At 67.5% G+C, this 19,277-nt stretch carries 18 protein-coding genes and 1 riboswitch; of the genes, 10 read left to right on the forward strand and 8 right to left on the reverse strand.

Going from position 1 to position 19,277, the window contains the following annotated elements; genetic code table 11:
• Positions 1-4 precede the first annotated feature (4 nt).
• Positions 5-598 carry a PadR family transcriptional regulator gene (locus AC0685_RS11885; protein ID WP_478225503.1) on the reverse strand — a complete coding sequence of 198 codons (594 nt, stop codon included), beginning with the start codon at positions 596-598 and terminating at the stop codon, positions 5-7.
• Positions 599-660: 62 nt separating this feature from the next.
• On the opposite strand from AC0685_RS11885, the gene metG reads away from it, so the two are divergent.
• The 3 genes from metG to AC0685_RS11900 all read left to right on the forward strand — a co-directional run bounded on the left by metG (position 661) and on the right by AC0685_RS11900 (position 5,091).
• On the forward strand, positions 661-2,454 hold the full coding sequence (gene metG, locus AC0685_RS11890) for a methionine--tRNA ligase (protein WP_457959804.1): 1,794 nt from the start codon (positions 661-663) through the stop codon (positions 2,452-2,454).
• A 7-nt stretch (positions 2,455-2,461) separates the two neighbouring features.
• The gene (locus tag AC0685_RS11895) at positions 2,462-3,298 is read left to right on the forward strand and encodes a TatD family hydrolase (RefSeq protein ID WP_478225504.1); all 837 of its coding nucleotides are present in this window, start codon (positions 2,462-2,464) and stop codon (positions 3,296-3,298) included.
• Between the two features lie 413 nt (positions 3,299-3,711).
• Positions 3,712-5,091 (forward strand): transglycosylase family protein, encoded by a 1,380-nt coding sequence (locus AC0685_RS11900; protein WP_478225551.1) that lies wholly within the window; start codon positions 3,712-3,714, stop codon positions 5,089-5,091.
• 58 nt (positions 5,092-5,149) lie between these two features.
• On the opposite strand, the gene AC0685_RS11905 is transcribed toward AC0685_RS11900, so the two are convergent.
• Entirely contained in the window at positions 5,150-6,157 is a 1,008-nt protein-coding gene (locus AC0685_RS11905; protein WP_478225505.1) for a DUF222 domain-containing protein, read from the reverse strand.
• A gap of 88 nt (positions 6,158-6,245) precedes the next feature.
• Positions 6,246-6,887, reverse strand: coding sequence for a GNAT family N-acetyltransferase (locus AC0685_RS11910; protein WP_478225506.1), 642 nt, complete (start codon positions 6,885-6,887; stop codon positions 6,246-6,248).
• A gap of 40 nt (positions 6,888-6,927) precedes the next feature.
• On the opposite strand from AC0685_RS11910, the gene rsmA reads away from it, so the two are divergent.
• The 5 genes from rsmA (at position 6,928) to AC0685_RS11935 (ending at position 13,993) form a co-directional block, all read left to right on the forward strand.
• Positions 6,928-7,764 carry a 16S rRNA (adenine(1518)-N(6)/adenine(1519)-N(6))-dimethyltransferase RsmA gene (gene rsmA / locus AC0685_RS11915; RefSeq protein ID WP_478225507.1) on the forward strand — a complete coding sequence of 279 codons (837 nt, stop codon included), beginning with the start codon at positions 6,928-6,930 and terminating at the stop codon, positions 7,762-7,764.
• A 247-nt stretch (positions 7,765-8,011) separates the two neighbouring features.
• A riboswitch (SAM riboswitch) is annotated at positions 8,012-8,102 on the forward strand.
• Between the two features lie 212 nt (positions 8,103-8,314).
• Positions 8,315-9,325 carry a methionine ABC transporter ATP-binding protein gene (locus AC0685_RS11920; RefSeq protein ID WP_478225508.1) on the forward strand — a complete coding sequence of 337 codons (1,011 nt, stop codon included), beginning with the start codon at positions 8,315-8,317 and terminating at the stop codon, positions 9,323-9,325.
• 119 nt (positions 9,326-9,444) lie between these two features.
• Positions 9,445-10,410 (forward strand): 4-(cytidine 5'-diphospho)-2-C-methyl-D-erythritol kinase, encoded by a 966-nt coding sequence (locus AC0685_RS11925; RefSeq protein WP_007028772.1) that lies wholly within the window; start codon positions 9,445-9,447, stop codon positions 10,408-10,410.
• Positions 10,411-10,477: 67 nt separating this feature from the next.
• The gene (locus AC0685_RS11930; protein ID WP_478225509.1) at positions 10,478-12,250 is read left to right on the forward strand and encodes an ABC-F family ATP-binding cassette domain-containing protein; all 1,773 of its coding nucleotides are present in this window, start codon (positions 10,478-10,480) and stop codon (positions 12,248-12,250) included.
• A gap of 51 nt (positions 12,251-12,301) precedes the next feature.
• Positions 12,302-13,993: a fatty acyl-AMP ligase gene (locus AC0685_RS11935; RefSeq protein ID WP_478225510.1), complete on the forward strand. Its 1,692-nt coding sequence runs from the start codon at positions 12,302-12,304 to the stop codon at positions 13,991-13,993.
• 61 nt (positions 13,994-14,054) lie between these two features.
• Here AC0685_RS11935 and AC0685_RS11940 read toward each other — a convergent pair whose 3' ends face one another.
• The 4 genes from AC0685_RS11940 to AC0685_RS11955 form a co-directional block, all read right to left on the reverse strand.
• The gene (locus AC0685_RS11940) at positions 14,055-14,384 is read right to left on the reverse strand and encodes a DivIVA domain-containing protein (RefSeq protein ID WP_340687007.1); all 330 of its coding nucleotides are present in this window, start codon (positions 14,382-14,384) and stop codon (positions 14,055-14,057) included.
• Complete coding sequence (locus AC0685_RS11945) at positions 14,384-14,743, reverse strand: DivIVA domain-containing protein (protein ID WP_478225511.1); 360 nt, start codon at positions 14,741-14,743, stop codon at positions 14,384-14,386. Before AC0685_RS11945 ends, AC0685_RS11940 begins: the two co-directional genes overlap by 1 nt.
• A gap of 158 nt (positions 14,744-14,901) precedes the next feature.
• Positions 14,902-15,498 (reverse strand): aminoacyl-tRNA hydrolase, encoded by a 597-nt coding sequence (gene pth, locus AC0685_RS11950; protein ID WP_340687009.1) that lies wholly within the window; start codon positions 15,496-15,498, stop codon positions 14,902-14,904.
• A 10-nt stretch (positions 15,499-15,508) separates the two neighbouring features.
• Positions 15,509-16,114 (reverse strand): 50S ribosomal protein L25/general stress protein Ctc, encoded by a 606-nt coding sequence (locus tag AC0685_RS11955; RefSeq protein WP_340687010.1) that lies wholly within the window; start codon positions 16,112-16,114, stop codon positions 15,509-15,511.
• 340 nt (positions 16,115-16,454) lie between these two features.
• Between AC0685_RS11955 and AC0685_RS11960 the strand changes: the two genes are divergently transcribed.
• Together AC0685_RS11960 and AC0685_RS11965 are read left to right on the forward strand one after the other, a co-directional pair.
• Positions 16,455-17,576, forward strand: a complete 1,122-nt coding sequence (locus AC0685_RS11960) for a hypothetical protein (protein WP_478225512.1) — start codon at positions 16,455-16,457, stop codon at positions 17,574-17,576.
• A 96-nt stretch (positions 17,577-17,672) separates the two neighbouring features.
• Positions 17,673-18,290 (forward strand): NAD(P)-dependent oxidoreductase, encoded by a 618-nt coding sequence (locus tag AC0685_RS11965; protein WP_478225513.1) that lies wholly within the window; start codon positions 17,673-17,675, stop codon positions 18,288-18,290.
• Here AC0685_RS11965 and AC0685_RS11970 read toward each other — a convergent pair.
• Positions 18,284-19,159: a TIGR03621 family F420-dependent LLM class oxidoreductase gene (locus tag AC0685_RS11970; protein WP_478225514.1), complete on the reverse strand. Its 876-nt coding sequence runs from the start codon at positions 19,157-19,159 to the stop codon at positions 18,284-18,286. The genes AC0685_RS11965 and AC0685_RS11970 overlap by 7 nt on opposite strands.
• Positions 19,160-19,277 lie beyond the last annotated feature (118 nt).

Here is a 19,277-nt window from a genome sequence, read left to right on the forward strand (position 1 = left end):
TTGATTACTTGGGCGGCGCGCCGAACACGGCTTCGTCGTCGCCTTCGCCCGCCATGACGTACTCGCCGGCTTCGAGACGGCCGATCAAATCCCGCATCCAGCTCACGTTCGCTTCCGCGTGCGCGCTCCACAGGCGGTACAGCTCGCTCACGTGGGGCGGTTTCCCCAGGTCGACCGCGTGCTCGCGGGCGTAATGAGTCGATTGTGCGTGCGCTTCCATGTTCGCCAGCTGCTGCTTCAGCAGGGCAAGTACCTGAGCGCGGGGAAGGGCCGGCATGAACGTGACCGCCGCAGACAGCGAGTACCCGGTGGCGTCGTCGCTCGACAACGCCCTGCCGAGTTGCACGAAGAACTCGGTCTCGCCGTCTTCGGTCAGCCTGTAGGCGACGCGATCGGGCCCGCCACCCGTCTCGACGTCCTCGACCTGTTCCAGCAGGCCTTCGGTGGTCATCTTCTTCAGCGCGTGATAGATCGAACCCGGCTGGACATTGCCCCACTTGTCGGCCGCCCACGAGAGAAGCTCGCGCCGGACCTGGTAGCCGTGTGCCTTCCCGTACATGCGCACGACACCCAGCACCAGCAGACGCGTGGCGGACACGGAGGCCTCCGATCCTCTCCCGGACAACAATGCCTTAGACGACGTCCGTAGGCTAAACAAGCATGAGCACCCCAGTGTTGACCGCGGTGGCCTGGCCCTACGCCAACGGCCCCCGCCACATCGGCCACGTGTCCGGATTCGGCGTCCCGTCCGACGTCTTCTCCCGCTACCAGCGAATGGCCGGCAACCGGGTGCTCATGGTGTCCGGTACCGACGAACACGGCACCCCGATCACCGTCCAGGCCGACAAAGAAGGCATGACCTCCCAGCAGACGGCCGACAAGTACACCCGCCAGATCGGTCAGGACCTGCAGGGGCTCGGCCTCACCTACGACCTGTTCACCCGCACCACCACGGGCAACCACGCCGAGGTCACGCAGCAGATCTTCCTCGCGCTGCACCGCAACGGCTATGTCGTCCCCAAGACGACTCGGGGCGCGATCAGCCCCTCCACAGGTCGCACCCTGCCCGACCGGTACATCGAAGGCACGTGCCCGATCTGCGGCTACGACGGCGCCCGCGGCGACCAGTGCGACAACTGCGGCAACCAGCTCGACGCCGCCGAACTGATCAACCCGAAGTCCCGGATCAACGGTGAAACGCCGAAGTTCGTCGAGACCGAGCACTACTTCCTCGACCTGACGGCCTTCGTCGACACGCTGGGCAAGTGGCTGTCCAGTAAGACCGACTGGCGTCCGAACGTCCTCAACTTCACGAAGAACCTGATCGACGACATGCGGCCGCGGCCGATCACCCGCGATCTCGACTGGGGCGTGAAGATCCCGCTGGACGGCTGGCGCGACCAGCCGCTCAAGCGCTTCTACGTCTGGTTCGACGCGGTCATCGGCTATTTCTCGGCGAGTGTCGAGTGGGCGCGGCGCACCGGTAACCCGGACGCCTGGCAGGAGTGGTGGAACAACCCGGACGCCCGCTCCTATTACTTCATGGGCAAGGACAACATCACCTTCCACGCCCAGATCTGGCCCGCGCTGCTCTTCGGCCACAACGGCGAAGGCGATCGAGGCGGCGTGGCGGGCAAGTACGGCAAGCTGCACCTGCCCGACGAGATCGTTTCCAGCGAGTTTCTCACCATGAGCGGCTCGAAGTTCTCGACCTCGCGCGGCACTGTCATCTACGTCCACGACTTCCTTCGCGACTTCGGCCCGGACACACTGCGGTACTTCATCTCGGTCGCGGGACCCGAGACCCAGGACACCGACTTCACCTGGGACGAATTCGTCCGCCGGACCAACTTCGAACTGGCCAACGAGTGGGGCAACCTCGTCAACCGCTCCATCTCGATGGCCCACAAGAACGTCGGTGCCATTCCTCGCCCCGACGCCCCCACGGCCGCAGACGAGGAGCTCAAGGAGCTCTCCCGCAAGGCGTTCGACACCGCCGGCGCCCACTTGCAGCGGTCACGGTTCAAAGCCGCGGCGAGCGAGGCCATGCGTGTCGTCACCGCCGCGAACCGGTACCTGTCGGACCAGGAGCCTTGGAAGCTCAAGGACGACCCCGCCCGGCGCGACAGCGTTCTGCACACCGCGCTGCAGGTCGTCTCGGACGCCAACACGCTGCTGACTCCCTTCCTGCCCCACTCGGCGCAGAAGGTGCACGAGGCACTCGGTGGCACGGGCGTCTGGGCGGCCCAGCCCGAGCTTCAGGAAGTCGAGGACCTCGACATCCCCGGCCGGATCAACCCCATCATCACCGGCGACTACAAGGCCGAGCAGGCACGCTGGAAGTCCGTGCCGATCGAGGTCGGCAAACCGCTGGAGAAGCCGACCCCGCTGTTCGCCAAACTGGACCCGGAACTCGGCGAGACCGGTCCCGAATGGGCCCCGATCTCGAAGTGATCAGCTGATGGGTGCGGAGAAGAAGGAACTGCCGCCGATCCCGGACAGATTGCCGGTATCGGTGGTGGACGCGCATACCCACCTCGACGCGTGCGGCGCGGTCACCGCGGCTGATGTGACAGCCATGGTCGACCGCGCCGAACGCGCCGGTGTTTCGCGGGTGATCACCGTCGCGGACGACCTCGCGGCCGCTCGCTGGGCCGCGCAAGCGTCCACTTGGGACCCGCGGGTCTGGGCCGCCGTCGCGATCCATCCCACGCGTACCAAGGATTTCGGCGAGCCCGAGAAATCTGAAGTGGAGAGTCTCGCCAAAGAGTCCAGAGTGGTCGCGGTCGGCGAGACCGGCCTCGACTACTACTGGGACTACTCGCCCCACGACGCCCAGCAGGACGCCTTCCGGTGGCATATCGATCTCGCCAAGCGGATCGGCAAACCGCTGATGATCCACGATCGGGACGCCCACGAGGACGTCCTCCGGATCCTCGAGGAAGAGGGAGCGCCCGAGGAGGTCGTCTTCCACTGTTTCTCCGGGGACGAACACATCGCGCGCCGGTGCGTCGACGCGGGATACGTGCTTTCGTTCGCCGGCACGGTCAGCTTCCGTAACGCCCGCGGCCTCCACGAGGCGGCACGGATCGTTCCGGCGGACCAGTACCTCGTCGAAACGGACGCTCCGTTCCTGACCCCGCATCCGTTCCGTGGGCGGCCGAACGAGCCCTACTGCGCCGCCTACACGGTCCGGCACCTCGCCTCGCTCAGGGGCGAGGCGGTACACGAGGTGGCCGAATCGGTGCGAACGACCGCTGAGCGGGTCTTCGGATTGCCGACAGTCACCACCGGTTGAACGGATTGCGACATTAGTGATCAGCAATGGTCCACTCTGATGAGTGACCAACGTCACGACACTCCAGGCGGTGTTTGCGCAACCCGGCGAGGTTCGTTACTGTCCCGTGATCGTGCCGGTCGGGACCCGCTCAAGCGGTTTCCGGCTGTTACGCCCACAGTCACGTCAGTGCACGTCGGGGAAGCGGAACCAGGAGCGGTACGGCCTGGAACCGTGACGATGGCGCTGGCTGGGGGTGTCGGACTTCTAGAGGTGTGCCGAAGCGCGCATCGAGACGAAGGACGTAGTGGAGTGGTTGTCGAGCTCCTCGACGTCTTGGGAAAGGGAACGACCCAGTGACTGGTAGCAGTAGGCAGGATGGCTCGCGCCTCGGCGCAGAGACGAACACCTTCGCTTCCTCCGGTTCGGTTGCCGTGCTCGACCGCGACACTCAGTACGGCGAGCTGGACTACTCCGACGATCCGCGCATCACGCACCAGGACGTCCTGGCCGCGCTCGGCCCCGACGCCGACACCCTGATGGCCGAGATCGACGTCGACGTCGACGAGCTGATCCGCCTCATCAGCGCCGAGACCACCATGCTCCCGCCGATCGTCATCCCGGACGAGCTGGCCGAAGACCGCACCGCGGGCGCGCCGATGAAGGCCGCGACCAAGGACGAGGTCATCTCGAGCGCGACCCGCGTCTGGAAGAAGCGTTTCCTCAAGGGAACCGTCATGGCGGTGCTGCTCACCCTCGGCGGTGGCGGCGCGGCCGCGATGGCGATGAACAAGAGCGTCACGGTCGACGTCGACGGCAAGCAGCAGACCGTCCACAGCTTCGGCGACACCGTCGGTGAGGTCCTCGAAGACGCCGGCCTCTCGGTCGGCGCGCACGACTCGCTCTCTCCCTCGCCTCAGGCCGAGGTGGGCGACGGCGGCGTCATCAAGCTGGAGCGTGGCCGCAAGCTGAACCTGATCGTCGACGGCGCACCGCAGCAGGAGTCCTGGGTCCGCGCGACCAACCTCGGCGACGCGCTGAACCAGCTCGGTCGTGCCGACCTCGCCAAGGCCGGCACTTGGACCTCGCTCCCGCAGAACGGCGAGCTGCCGCTCGAAGGTGCCACCGTCGAGGTCAAGACCCTCAAGAACGTCACCGTCTACGACGGCGCGAACGAACCGCGCAAGGTTCAGACCAACTCGGTCACCACCAAGGAATTCCTCGGTGAGCTCCGGATGACCCTCGGCCCGGACGACGAGGCCGTGGGCGGTCTCGACGTCAAGCTGGTCGACGGCGCCGAGGTCCACATCAGCCGGACCGGCGTCACCATGGTCAAGCAGGACGAGGAGATCGCGCCGCCGGAGCAGAAGGTCGACGACCCGAACCTCGAAAAGGGCAAGACCAAGGTCGAGGACCCGGGCACTCCCGGCCAGAAGACCGTGACCTACAAGGTCACCAAGCGCAACGGCAAAGAGGTCGGCCGCGAGAAGGTCTCGGAAGAGGTCCTCACCGAGGCCAAGCCCAAGATCGTCAAGGTCGGTACCAAGAAGCCCGCCGATCCGGTCATCGGAGACGCCGGCGCCTGGGACCGCATCGCGCAGTGCGAGTCGACCGGTAACTGGTCCGCCAACACCGGCAACGGCTACTACGGTGGCCTGCAGTTCAACAAGAGCACCTGGGACGCCTATGGCGGCGACCAGTACGCCGCGTACCCGCACCAGGCCAGCAAGGCCCAGCAGATCGCTGTCGCCGAGAAGGTCCGCGAGGACCGTGGCGGTTACGGCGCTTGGCCGCACTGTGGCAAGAAGGCCTGACGCCAGATCATCCTCCTTTCCTGAAGGTCACCGTGTGGGTTCGCCCGCAAGGTGGCCTTCAGGCCGTTAGGGGCTTCGGAGGATGAGCCGGGTTCCCGGCTCGCGGTCTCGAGAGTCTCGCCCACCAGCGCGCGGGCCGTATATGTGCCACGTTCCTGGACGGTTCTCGAACACCTCCACCGCCGTGAGGCGGGCTTTGGCGGCCCTGAGGCGGCGCCTGGGCGGGCTTAGGACGGTTTGCCGACTCCTCGGCGGGCTCGGCAGCCGAGGACTGCTCGGCGACCTGCTCCGAGCTCTTCCGGGGCAAAGGGATGTCCGGGCCGGTTTCCGCGAGCTCGACGATCTCTGAGAACGCGTCGCCGCGTCTTTCAGCCGGCGAACGGTCGTCGGCTTCTCCATCGGGGACCGGATAGGCCCGTGGTACCAGGAGCGCGTTCAGGCGGGCGCCTGTCTCGGCATCGAGGTCGCCGCGCATGTCCCAGCGGCCGGTTCGTTTCTGGCGCAACCAGAAGTCGCTCCGCCGCCTTTGCGGAGCGGGGTCGTCTTTGGGTCCTCCATCCGGGTCCAGTTGTGCGAGCAGCTCTGTGCCCGCCACCGTGACGTCGCGCGGTCTCGCGACGCGGGCGAGCTCGACCAAGCCCTCCTCGGCCTCGAGGCGTGCGCTCGCGGTGACGTGCTCGGGCAGCCTCTTCATGACCGTGACGATCCGGTCGATGCTGGCCTCGGCCAGCGCGCCGGTGGTGGCCGCAGTACCGGTCAGGGGCGCGACGGGGTCGATCGACGTGCCGTCGCGCGCCCGTCTCGAATTGAGCGCCAGCGCTCTGCCGGTCACTCTCTGAGCCTCTGCTCGAGGTACCCGGGCCACATGCTCGTAGAAGACGGCGATCGAGTTGTGTCCGTAGAGCTCACGGACCCCACGTGACTCGATCTCGGCCAGGATCTGGCCGACTTCGGCGACAAGACGTCGCCCTTCGCGTAGCCGCGTCTGCAACTCGTCGAGAAGCAGGTCGGCGTCACCTTCCGGCAGGTTGAGCGGGAAGGTCTTGGGAATGTTTGTACTGGTCATCCCTCGATTGTCGAGGCGGATTCGAACGAATGCACGGTATCGATCGGGTGGATGATCATCACGCTCCGGCGGTGCGAACCTGCGCCGATCACCCTTGAGTGGGATGCGTGTCGCTTCGGAAAGCCATACGGATGGTGGGGTCGGATCCGGCCGGGCCCTTGCCCTGGCGATGCATCCGGGCCCACTCCTCGCGGAGCACCCCGTAGACGACGGAATCGTGGACGCCGCCGGACCAGCGCCGTGCGCGCCGGAACCGGCCTTCTTCGACGAACCCGAGCCGTCGCCCGACGGCGATCATTCCCGGGTTACCCGAGAACGTGGCGAAGTCCAGGCGGAGCGCGTCGGTGCGGGAGAACAAGTAGGTCGTCCACATGCGCAAGGCCTCGGTGCCGAACCCGCCGCCCCAATACCGCTCGTCGTAGATGACCAGCCCCATCCGCCGCCAGTCGGTCTGCCTGCTTTCCCAGTACCAGCTGACCCGGCCGATCAGCCTTCCGTCGCTCAGATCGCACACGGCGAGGCTGGTGCGGGGATCGGGCGGATCGGACTTGATCGTGGTGAGTTCGCGCGCCGTGGATTCGGCGGCGGCTGTGGTCGGGGTGCCGAAGTAGGGCCCGTTCGTTTCGTGCCAAGGCCGCGCGGGATCGAGTAAGTCGAGGAGCGGCCCGAGGTCGGACGGGCGCCATTCGCGCAGCCGGACTTTTTCCCCATCGAGTGCGACGTCGTCCACCGGCCAATCGTGGCTTACCGGACCTGGTTACGATCGTCGGGTGACTGAACTGCTCGGTCCTGCGGAAATCAGGGCGCTGGCGGCCGAGCTGGACGTACGTCCGACCAAGAAGCTCGGTCAGAACTTCGTGCACGATCCCAACACGGTGCGCCGCATCGTCGACCTTTCGGGGATCGGCGAAGGGGACGTCGTCCTGGAGGTCGGGCCGGGCCTCGGCTCGCTGACACTCGGGCTGCTCGCGACCGGCGCCGAGGTCGTCGCGGTTGAAATCGACCCTGTCCTGGCGGGGCGGCTGCCGAGCACCGTGGCAGAACGAGGCGGGGGCGAAAGGCTGACGGTCGTCGGCGCGGACGCGTTGCGGATCACCGCGGACGATCTGCCCGCGCGGCCGACGGCGCTCGTCGCGAACCTGCCGTACAACGTCGCCGTTCCCGTCGTGCTCCACCTGCTCGCCGAACTGCCGTCGCTGACCAGCGGTCTCGTAATGGTCCAGACCGAGGTCGCGGACAGGATGGCGGCGGGTCCGGGAAGCCGGACTTACGGCGTTCCCAGCGTCAAGCTCGCCTGGTACGGGAAGACGCGCAAGGTCGCCGCGGTGCCCCGGGCGGTGTTCTGGCCCGTTCCGAACGTCGACTCCGCCTTGGTCGCGTTCGAACGGGGCGACGTGGTGTCGTCCGTGGATCGGGAACGGCTGTTCGCGGTCGTCGACGCCGCCTTCTCGCAACGGCGGAAGACCTTGCGTGCCGCGTTGGCGTCGTGGGCCGGTTCCGCCGAACGCGCGGGGGAACTGCTCGAAAAGGCGGGTATCGACCCCAAGACTCGCGGGGAGCAGCTGGACGTTCATCAGTTCGCCCGGATCGCCGCGGCCGCCGGCTGACCACGTGTCGCAGGTGTGACCGGAGCCGCGCGAACGGCGGCAGGCCAAGGCCGCGCACCTGCGTGATTCCTCCTCTCGATTCGGCGTGGGCGGACCTCGTCTTAGCAGGCAGCGCGCCTGTCGTGACGTAGATACGCCTACTGGCGTCTCATAATATGGACTTCCCATCCTGTATGATGGACGCGACCAGACGTGTGATCTGCGCCTACGCGCTTGCTTTCATCCAGTGGGATCGGTTTTACTCAATAAGCCATCCCGAGCGACTGAGAGACCTGGCTCGCCGAAGTCGCAGCAACCACCCTCCACAGGGCAGGTGCTACCGCCAGGACCGATGGAGGCTGTGCCTAATGAACAGGGTCACCCACCCGCTCCTGCTGACCAGGCGACGTGTCGTCGATGAAGGTCGCCGCACGGTAAGTGCGTGTCGACGCTCCACCGTTACTGCCTGAGTCCTTTCCCTTATCTCTGAATCCGTTCGTTTCCCGGACGGTTACTCGGTGACGGTTGGCGCGCTCGAAAGAAGCAGCGCCCCATGTGCATGGAGCCCTTCGTGATCACTGTCGAAAACCTGTCCAAGTCCTTTCCCCTCAACGGAAATCCCGTCGTCGCACTGCGCGATGTGAGCGTGGACATCCAAGCAGGCTCGCTGTTCGGGGTCGTCGGTCCGGCGGGCTCCGGCAAATCGACCCTCGCCCGGTGCATCGGTCTTCAGGAGCGTCCCGACCGCGGCGTCGTCCGTCTCGACGGCCTCAACACCGGGACACTCGACGGACGCCGGCTCCGCGAAATCCGGCGCCAGGTCGGAGTCGTGAGCACCAAGCCGGAATTGCTCGCCGAGCGCACCATCGCCGGCAACATCGCTTCGCCGCTCGAGCAGCTCGGCCTCGACGGGCCGCAGCGCCGCAACCGGGTCGGCAACCTGCTCGACCTGGTCGGGCTCACCCCCCGTGCGGGGCAGCGACCGGGCGACTTGTCCGCGGGGCAGCTGCGCCGCGTGGCCATCGCCAAGGCGCTGGCCGCCGGGCCGTCCGTGCTCCTGGCCGACGACCCGACCGCGGGCGTGCAGCCCGAGGAGTCCGGCGCGGTCCTGACCGTGCTCGACCGCGCGCGCGCCGAGCTCGGCGTCACCGTGCTGCTCACCACTCCCGACGCCGGCGTGGTCCGCCGTGTCTGCGACGACGTCGCGGTTCTGGAGGCCGGCGCGATCATCGAACGCGGAACCGTGCTCGACCTGGTCTCCGACCCGAACAGCCGGACCGCGCAGGCGCTGCTTCCCGCCATCGAAACCGGGCGGGCACAGGCCTCGAAGTACGACCGCGCGGTGGACGTCGTGCTCGTCGGCTTCGCCTCGGTCGGTGCGCTGCTGCCGGAGGCCGCCGGTCGCTTCGACGTCGAACTCGCCACCATCGGGGGCGGCCTGACCCGGATCGGCGACACGCCGGTCGGCCGGTTCCGCCTCGGGGTGCGTGGTGAGCGCGCGGACGCCGCGCTCGCCTGGATCGCCGAACGTGGCGGCCACGTGACCCACCCGGTCCGCGGGCCGCAGGGTGTCGCTGCCTGATTTCTCCGCGAACGGGCCGCTCAGGACGAATTTCGTCCGGGCGGCCCGTTCGCGTCCGACCCGTCCGTTCTCTTTCTCCTGGTGACAGCGCAAGTGGAGCGGCCACGTAGGCTTGACGCGTGCTCGCCGTCGTACCGCCCCCAGTGACCGTCAGGGTTCCCGCCAAGGTCAACCTGCACCTGTCGGTCGGTGACGTACGCCCGGACGGTTACCACGAGCTGGTGACCGTGTTCCAGGCGCTTTCCCTGACCGACGAGGTGACCGTCGCGGTCACCGAGGACCCCGGTGTCGAGGTCTACGGCGAAGGTGAAGGTTCCGTACCGACAGGAGCCAACAACCTCGCCTGGAAGGCGGCGCAGGCGTTGGCGGCTCACGTCGGCAAGGCGGACGGCGAGTCCAAGGTCAGAGTCGTGTTGCGCAAAGGCATCCCGGTCGCGGGCGGGATGGCCGGTGGCAGTGCCGACGCGGCCGCGACGCTGGTGGGGCTCGCGTCGCTTTGGAAGCTCGACATCTCCCGGGACGAACTGGCGGGTATCGCCGCGAAGCTCGGTAGCGATGTACCTTTCGCGCTCTACGGCGGGACAGCGCTGGGCACCGGCCGAGGCGAGCAGCTGGTGCCTGTCTTGTCGAGGCACACCTTCCACTGGGTCCTGGCCTTCGACCAGCGTGGGCTTTCGACTCCACGGGTGTTCGGCGAGCTGGACAAGTTGCGTGAAGAGGGCAGCCCGCCGCGAATCGGCTCGCACACTCCGGTGGTGGAGGCGCTGGCATCCGGCGACCCGCGGCAGCTGGCGCTGCTTCTTGGCAATGACCTGCAGGCGGCCGCTGTCTCGTTGCGTCCGGGGCTGCGTCGCACATTGAGGGCGGGAGTCAACGCGGGGGCGCTCGCCGGCACCGTGTCCGGATCCGGGCCGACCTGCGCGTTCCTGTGCGCGGACGCCCAGTCGGCCGTCGAGGTGGCCGCGGAGCTGTCCGGCGCGGGTGTCTGTCGCACGGTGCGCGTCGCGCACGGGCCGGTCCCCGGAGCCCGGCTGGTCGGCGGAGACGACGCGCCGCGGCCGTCGCCGCCTCGGGTGCACGCATGAGGGTGTCCGAAATGGACACCGACTAATTCGTTGTGGTGCGAGCTTTTTGGAAAGGATCGGCTGAGGCATGGCCAACTTGGTCAACCTGGAGTCGGTGAGCAAGTCCTTCGGGGTGCGCCCGCTGCTCGACGGTGTTTCGCTCGGTGTGGCGGAGGGGCAGCGTATCGGTGTCGTCGGTCTCAACGGGGGCGGGAAGACGACGCTGCTGGAGGTCCTCGCGGGGATCAGCGAGCCGGACGCGGGACGTGTCAGTCAAGTCCGGGGCCTGCGGATGGCGGTGGTCACCCAGCGGACCGAACTTCCCGACGGCAGCACGGTCGGAGACGTCGTGCTGGAGCGCTACGGCGCGGAGCACGAGTGGGCCGCTGACGCGCGTGTCCGGTCCATTATGGATGGTTTGGGCATCACCGCTCTCGGTATCGAGAAGGCGACGGCGAACCTGTCAGGTGGCGAACGGCGCCGTGTCGCGTTGGCGGCCGCCCTCACCGGTGAACTGGACCTCGTCGTCCTCGACGAGCCCACCAACCACCTCGACGTGGAAGGTGTGCGCTGGCTCGCGGATCACCTGCTCAACCGCAAGATCGCGGTCGTGGTCGTCACCCACGACCGGTGGTTCCTCGACACGGTCGCGAGTGTGACCTGGGAGGTCGCCAACGGTCGCGTCGAGCAGTACGAAGGCGGATACGCGGACTGGATCTTCGCGCGGGCCGAGCGGGCGAGGCTTGCGGCGACGGCCGAGGAAAAGCGGCAGAACCTGGCACGTAAAGAGCTCGCATGGCTGCGTCGCGGTCCGCAGGCCAGGACGTCGAAGCCGCGATACCGCGTCGAGGCGGCGGAGGCGTTGATCTCCGACGTGCCGGAGCCGCGTGATTCGGTCGAGCTGCAGGCGTTCGCCCGCCGTCGGCTGGGGAAGACCGTGCTGGAGATCGAGGACGCCACGTTGACCGTCGGCGACCGCACTCTGCTCGATCACGTCACCTGGCGGATCGGGCCCGGCGATCGGATCGGCCTGGTCGGCGTCAACGGGTCCGGCAAGACGACGCTCCTCAAGCTGCTCGGCGGCGACAGGGAACCCGAGACGGGACGACGGATCCAGGGCAAGACGGTCAGCCTCGCGCATCTGCGCCAGGAGCTCGATGACCTGCCGGGCGATCTGCGCGTGCTGCAGGCGATCGAAGAGGTCTCCGGCCGGGTCGTGTTCGGCAAGCAGGAGCTGACCGCTTCCCAGCTGGCCGAAAAGCTGGGTTTCCCCGCCGCGAGGCAGTGGACGCCGGTCGAGGACCTTTCCGGTGGTGAACGGCGCCGTCTGCAGCTGTGCCGGCTCCTGATGGCCGAGCCCAACGTGCTGCTGCTCGACGAACCGACGAACGATCTCGACATCGACACCTTGCAGCAGCTCGAAGATCTGCTGGATTCCTGGCCGGGCAGCCTCGTCGTCGTTTCGCACGACCGATACCTGGTGGAACGCGTCTGCGACACGATCGTGGCCTTGTTCGGGGACGGGCAAGTGACCCACCTGCCGGGCGGGATCGAGGAGTACCTCGACCGGCGCGCCAAGAAACTCGAGAAGGCCGGCGGAGACCGAAAGAGCGGCAACGCGCAGGCCTCCGCGCCCAGGAAGAACGCCGCGGAACAGCGGGCGGCCCAGAAGGAGCTGTCCCGCCTCGAGCGCAAGCTCGACCAGCTGCACGCGAAGGAAGAGAAGCTGCATGCGGCGCTGCTCGCCGCGGCGACCGATCCGACGAAACTCATCGAGCTGAACACCGAATTGAAAGCCGTCGAAACGGAGAAGGAGGAGGTCGAGGCCCAGTGGCTCGAGACCTCCGAAGCGATCGAATGAGTTCGCTCGACGGCGAGCGGGCCGTTCAGCGCGGACAGTAGTGTGACGCGCATGAGTCGGTTCGTGGACACGCTCGTCGCCACCGCGGCGGGGCGAGGTCAGCAGCGGGGAATGGTCACCGGGGAGCCCAAGGAGCCGGTTCGGCGTACGTGGGCCGAGATTCACGAGCAGGCCAAGCGGGTCGCCGGGGGTCTGGTGGCGGCTGGGCTGGAACCCGGCAAAGCGGTCGCGGTACTGGCGGCGGCGCCGTCGCTGATCGCGCCGACGGTTCAGGCGGTCTGGCTCGCCGGCGGCAGCGTGACGATGCTGCACCAGCCGACGCAGCGCACAGACCTCGCCGAATGGGCCGAGGACACCGTTCGCGTGCTGCGGATGATCGGGTCCGGCCTGGTTCTGCTCGGTGAGCCGTTCGATCAGCTGGCGCCGGTGCTCACGGAGCACGGCATCGCCTTCCAAGTCATCGCCGAGCTGCTCGAGGCCGAACCGCTGCCGGAGCCCGTGCCGACAGCCGAATCGGACACGGCGCTCCTGCAGCTGACCAGCGGGTCGACGGCCGACCCGAAGGCCGTTCAGATCACCTACGGGAACCTGTATTCGAACGTCAAGGCGATGGTCGACCGGGCAGAGTTCGATTTCGACGTCGACGTGATGGTCTCGTGGCTGCCCACCTTCCACGACATGGGGATGGTCGGGTTCCTGACGGTGCCGATGACGTTCGGCGTCGAGCTCGTCAAGATCACGCCGCTGGAGTTCCTGTCGGGACCGTTGATCTGGCCGCAGCTGATCAGCAAGTACAACGGCACGACCACGGCCGCGCCGAACTTCGCGTACGCGATCGTGGGCAGGCGGATGGCCCGTGTCGAGGACGACGACGCGTACGACCTCTCGAAGCTCCGGATCGCGCTGAACGGCGCCGAGCCGATCGACGAAACAGCCGTGAAGACGTTCGTCGAGGCTGGGGCACGCTTCAAGATGCCCGCCGAATGCGTGTTCCCCGCGTACGGCATGGCGGAGGCGACTCTCGCGGTTTCGTTCGCGCCGTTGTTCACCGGCTTGACGCTGGACGTGGTCGAGGCCGACGCGCTCGAGGCGGACAACCGCGCGGTGCCGGTCCCCGAGGGTGACCCGCGCCGGGGGACCGACGAAGTCCGGTCGTTCGCGGTGCTCGGGCCGCCGCTCGACGGGCTCGAGGCCGAGATCGTCGACGACAAGGGAACGGTGCTCGGAGAACGCGAGGTCGGGGAGATCCGCCTGCGCGGCGAGGCCGTGACACCGGGGTACCTGACCATGGAAGGGCCGCTCGCGACGCAGGACGAGGACGGCTGGCTGCTCACCGGTGACCTCGGCTACCTGGTCGATGGCATGATCGTCATCTGCGGCCGTCGCAAGGACGTCATCATCATGGGCGGCCGGAACCTGTACCCGACCGATATCGAACGCGCGGCGACCTCGGTCGAGGGGGTCCGAGCGGGGAACGCCGTGGCCGTGCGGCTCGACGCCGGCAGCCGCCGTGAACGGTTCGCCGTCGTGGTCGAATCGAAACTCGCCGGGGATCCGGAAGCGGAGAAGGCGCTGGCGAAGGAGGTCGCGGCCAAGGTGCGCGGCGCCGTCGACATGCGGCCCTTCGCGGTCGTGGTGCTCCCGGCGGGAAGCCTGCCCAAGACGCCCTCGGGCAAGGTGAAGCGGGCCGCGACCGCCGTCCAGTTCGCGGACAAGATCGCCAAGAACGCGGCGACCAGCTGACACGAATGGGCCGGGTCCGCGAAGATCGCGGACCCGGCCCCTTCGCTGCACCTCCCGGTGGTCAGCGGCGTCGCCAAGGTGGCTTGCGGGTATGGGTGTGCTCCAAGGCAGGCGCTATGTAGTAGCCGGCGGAATGGGACAACCCGGCCAGTGTTCCCTCGACGTCTCGCAGGAACGCGTCGACGGCTGCCGGGTCGTAGCCTCGTTTCGACAGCGGGGCTTTGGCGAAAGCCACGTTGTGGACGTCTGAAACCGACAGGTCGTCATCGCCGTCGAGGGTCGCCGCGACCCGTTCGAGGAAGGCGTCGACCGCGGGTTCGTGATAGCCGCGGGCGCCGATCGGCGCCCGGTCGAACTGCCGGGTTCTGGCCTCGAAGGCGGTGACGGGCACTAGCGCTCCCGCAGGAACTCGACGGGGCCGCGGTCCGGGACGGCGCGTTCGGCGGTCGCTTCGTCCTCTTCGCGGGCGCCGGGCACACCGAGCGCGTGCTGGCCGGTCCGGTGGGCGAGCTGTGCTTCGACCTTGTCGAGGAAATCGTCGACTTCGCGTTCGTCGTAGCCGCGCTTACCGATCAACGGACGCGAGAACATGACGTGGTGGACCTCGGCGGCCGTCAGGTCGTCCCGGTCCGAGATCGTGTCGGCGATCCGTTCCAGGAACGCGTCGACCTCGTGTTTGGCATATCCGCGTCGCCCGATCGGGGCGTTCGGGAAAGTGGCGCCGGTGATGTCTTCGGCCGTAAACGACATGAAACTCTCTCCGGTTTCGGTGGGGAATGCGATCTCCGCATTCCGTCCTAACGGGTTTGAGAGTTCCCCGGAAGAGCTCGCGCTACTCCACGACTCGATCAGGGCGTGGTGAAACGCCTTCGAGTGACGAGCTGTAACGCACTGCCATGTGAGCGGGTTCACCCAGCGTGGAAGGTATTCTGGGCCGCGGCGAGACCGGTGCTGATGAGCGCTTCAACGGCGTCGGCGCAACGATCGATCTCGAAAGCGAGTTCTTTGCGTTCGACCGTCGAGAAGTCTTTCAGCACGAAATCCGCCGGATCCTGCCGCCCCGGAGGGCGGCCGACACCGAACCGGACCCGATAGTAGTCCTTCGTGCCCAGCGATTTGGTGATCGAGCGGAGACCGTTGTGGCCGTTGTCGCCGCCGCCCAGTTTCATCTTGAGCGCGCCGAAGTCGACATCCAGCTCGTCGTGGACGACCACGACACCGGCCGGGGGGATCTTGTAGAACCGGGCCGCGCCCACGACGGGGCCGCCCGAGAGATTCATGTACGAGCGCGGCTTCGCCAGGACCACTCGCTGCCCGGCGAGCCTGCCTTCGAGGACCTCGGCGCCGCTCTTGTGGGTCTTGAACTTGCCGCCGACGCGGCCGGCGAGTTCGTCGAGCACCATGAAGCCGACGTTGTGCCTGTTGCCCGCGTATTGGGGGCCGGGATTGCCGAGGCCGACGAGCAGGATCTGCTCGCCGGCCCCGGGAAGTACTGCTTCGGTCACATCGGTGACTTTATTCGGCGTCCTCGGCGGTGGTCTCCGCAGCCTCGGCCTCGTCGCCCTCGAGCGAGGACTCGGACGGCGCCTCGTTGACGGCGACGACCAGCGCCTCGGGGTCGGTGACCAGGGTGGCGCCCTGCGGCAGGGTGACCTGCGAGGCGAGGATCTGGGTGCCGGCTTCGACGCCCTCGACCGAGAGCTCGACCTGCTCCGGGATGTGCAGCGCCTCGACCTCGATCTGGATGGTGTCGAGGTCGGTGGTGACCAGGGTGCCCGGGCCCGGGGTGCCGGTGACGACGACGGGGACGTCGACGGTGACCTTCTCGCCGCGGATGACGACCAGCAGGTCGACGTGCTCGATGTAGTTCTTCAGCGGGTGGACGACGATGGTCTTCGTCAGCGCCAGCTCGCTCTTGCCCTCGAGGTCGAGGGTGATGACGGCGTTGCTGCCGTTCTCACGCACGACGCGGGCGAACTCGATGGCGGGCAGGGCGTAGTGGCGCGGTTCCGAGCCGTGCCCGTACAGCACCGCGGGGATCTTGCCGGCGCGACGCGTGCGGCGCGCGGCACCCTTGCCGAATTCGGTGCGGGGCTCGACGGACAGGCGTACCTCGGACACGGTGTAGCACTCCTTCAATTCACCAACATGTTCAGCGAAAGCATGCTGAGGTGGGGATGGTTCGGGGCGGTTCTGGTGTTCGGCGGCGAATTCCACAGGCGTGCTCGACCGCGTGTGGCCACTCAAGCCGCCGCGTCGATCACGTCGGGCACCAGGTGCTCACGGAACCCGCCTCGCCGAGACCGGGAAAGTGTAGACCAACCGGTCGTGCGGGGGTCTCGGCGGGTGGCTCGTACAGGTGACAAGTCGGTGACAGCTGCTTCGCGAACCCGCGGATGCGGTGGTGCGCGACCCCTTTTCTAAGGTGTGATCTGCTCGCACGCGAGACTAAGGGGACGGGATGCCGGCACGACGGTCGAAGATCGGCGCGATCGCCGCCCTGTGCTGCCTCGTGGCCGGTTGCGACGTCGCGATCGACGGAGCGGCCGGGATCCCGTCCGCCGAGCAGCAGCGGGTGGATCGGCGCGCGGAGCAACGCGGCGCTGTCGAGAGCGCGCTGAAGGCGCTGGAGCAGGCTCCGGCCGTCGTGTACAAATCGACGATCAAGGACGCGTCGGGTCAGCCCGCGGAATTACAGTTCCGGATCACCCGGAACGGGAGCGCGCACGGCGCGCTGCCGGTCGACGGCCAGACCATCCAGGTCATCTCCGCCGACAAGCAGCTGTACCTCTCGGCGACGCCGGAGTACTGGAAGGCGCACGGGCTCGGCGACAGCGACCAGTACGGCACCAACTGGGTCCGTACGGACAGCTCGGATCTGCCGGTGAACGCCGTCGAGGTGCTCAGCCCGCGCAAGGCCGCGTCGACGCTCAGGACCGCGGTGTCCGGGATGAACCCGTTGACCGATCCGGTCCGTTCGAAGTTGCCCGACGGGACCGAGGTCTACGACGTCGGGAGCGGGCTCGGAGCACTGCGGGTGACCACCTCGGCGCCGCACCGTGTCGTCAGTTTCGCGCCTTCCCTCGTCGCCGCGGCGGGCGGCAAGACGCTCGGCGCCGAGATGCGGGTCGAGCCGCTCGCCGGGGATGCGCTCAAGAAACTCCAGACCGATCTGGACGGCGCGATCGGCGGGATCGGGCAGCCGTTCGACGCGCTCACCCAGGTCAGGGTCAGCGTCGTCAACGACAAGCTGGACTGCACGGACTTCGTCGGGACCTGCCGGGCGACCATCGACGTCGCCAACTCCGTCATCGGCGGCGTGAGCGGGACGCCTGTGCACCTGAAGCTGACCGTCGACTTCACCGCGCAGTCCCTCGGCGCGCAGAGCTGCACGGCGGACGCCGACGCGGCGCCGGACACCACGACGAGCATGAGCTGCGAGGTCAAGTTCAAACTGCCGAATCGGAACGCCAGCTATCAGGTGCAGGCGAAGCCGTCGGCCAAAGGTGAGGTCCGGGCTCCGGTCGACGTCAACGGTGTTCGCGAAAAGCTCAAGTCCGAGTTCGCCACGCTGGGCGGCTGACCTGCACGCTCACCTCGGGGTGCGTTGCATACGTTGAAGTAGCCGAACTCGCGTTCTTAGCATCGGCGTGGTCGCCGATGAAAAGGGAGAAACGCGATGGCGAAGTTGGTTGTGTTCGGAGGAACCGGGTACGCGGGCGGGAAGATCGCCGCGGAGGCCCGCGGCCGCGGTCACGACGTCTTGGTGGTGTCCAGGAACGCCGAAGGCGAGGGGACCAGGGCGGGCTCGCTCTACGACGAGGGCTTCTTGGCCGATGTCGCCAAGGGCGCCGATGTCCTGGTCATCGCGGTTCACGGGCAGAGTGGTCTGCTCGACGCGGTGCCCTCGATCGCTCAGGTCGCGAAGGACAACGGCGCGCGGATCGGCGTGGTCGGCGGGGCGGGCAGCCTGCACGTGGCCGAGGGCGGGCCGCGACTGATCGACACCCCCGAGTTCCCGGACGAGTACAAGGGTGAAGCGGGTGCGCACGCCGAGGTTCTCGAAGCGTTCCGGAAGCTTCCTGAGGATGTCGACTGGTTCTACGTCAGCCCGGCCGCGGAGTTCGGCGCGTGGGCCGAGGGCGAGCGGACCGGCGAGTTCCGGCTCGGCGGCGACGTGCTCCTGACCGACGAGAACGGCGGTTCGAAGATCGGCGGCGCCGACTACGCGATCGCGTTCGTCGATGAGATCGACAAGCCGGAACACCGCCGTCAGCGTTTCTGCGTCGCTTACTGACCGGACAGTTCCCGCACGACCGGCGCGAACGTTTCCAGCATCGGTTCGAACACCGTGATGTAGGAGAAGCCGTACCGTTCGCGACGCTCCTGGAGCTGCCGGACCATCTCGTCGGTGGTCCCGAACAGCAATTGGGGCGTTTCGAGCAGGGCGTCGACGTCGAGGCCGTCCTGGTCCTTGACTTCTTCACGCCAGGCCTCGGCGGCCGCGCGCCGGTCGTCCGCGACGACGACCCGCTGGACGAGTATGTTCAGTTCGGGATCGCGGCCGTTCGCGTGTGAACGGAAGAAGGCGACGCGTTCGTCCATGCGCTCGGCGTCGTCGAGCCGGAACGTGCCCGGCGGTTTCCCTGGTGCTTGACGAAGGCCCGCGAAGCCGGCGATGTCGGCTTCGCGGGCGGCGAGGGAGAGCACGCCGTCGCTGTTGCCCGCGATGAGCAGCGGGGGAGGCGTGATTCCTTCGGCGGCGAAGTGTTCACGCAGGTGGTCAAGGCTCTTGGCGAGGTACTCGATACGTTCCTTGGCCGGGGTCCACGGCAGGCCTGCTTCGTCGAATTCCGATTTCATGTGGCCGGAGCCGAGCCCGAGGTCCAGCCGGTCGCCCGTCATCTTCACCGTGGTGACGACTTCGCGTGCGAAGAGCGCGGCGTTGTAGAAGGCCATATTGGAAACAAGAGTGCCGACGCGGGGCCGCTGGGTCACCGCGGCGGCCATGGTCAGCGCCGGGAAAGGCGCGTTCCGTCCTGGGCCGAGATGATCGGGCACGGAGATGACGTCGTATCCGAGGGCCTCGACGCGGCGGCACTTCGCGACCCAGTCTTCATGATTCTCGGCGCCCCAAAGGTTCACGCCGAACTTGAATTTCCCCATGTACGGAACCTAGCCACGCAGGGCGGCCGGGTGCGCGTCGTTTCGCGAGGAGCCGAAAACGAGCAAGGGACCTTTGCTGTCACTCTCCGAAAGAGAGCGATAGCAAAGGTCCCTTGCT

The sequence above is a fragment of the Amycolatopsis sp. NPDC043889 genome (assembly GCF_056435645.1).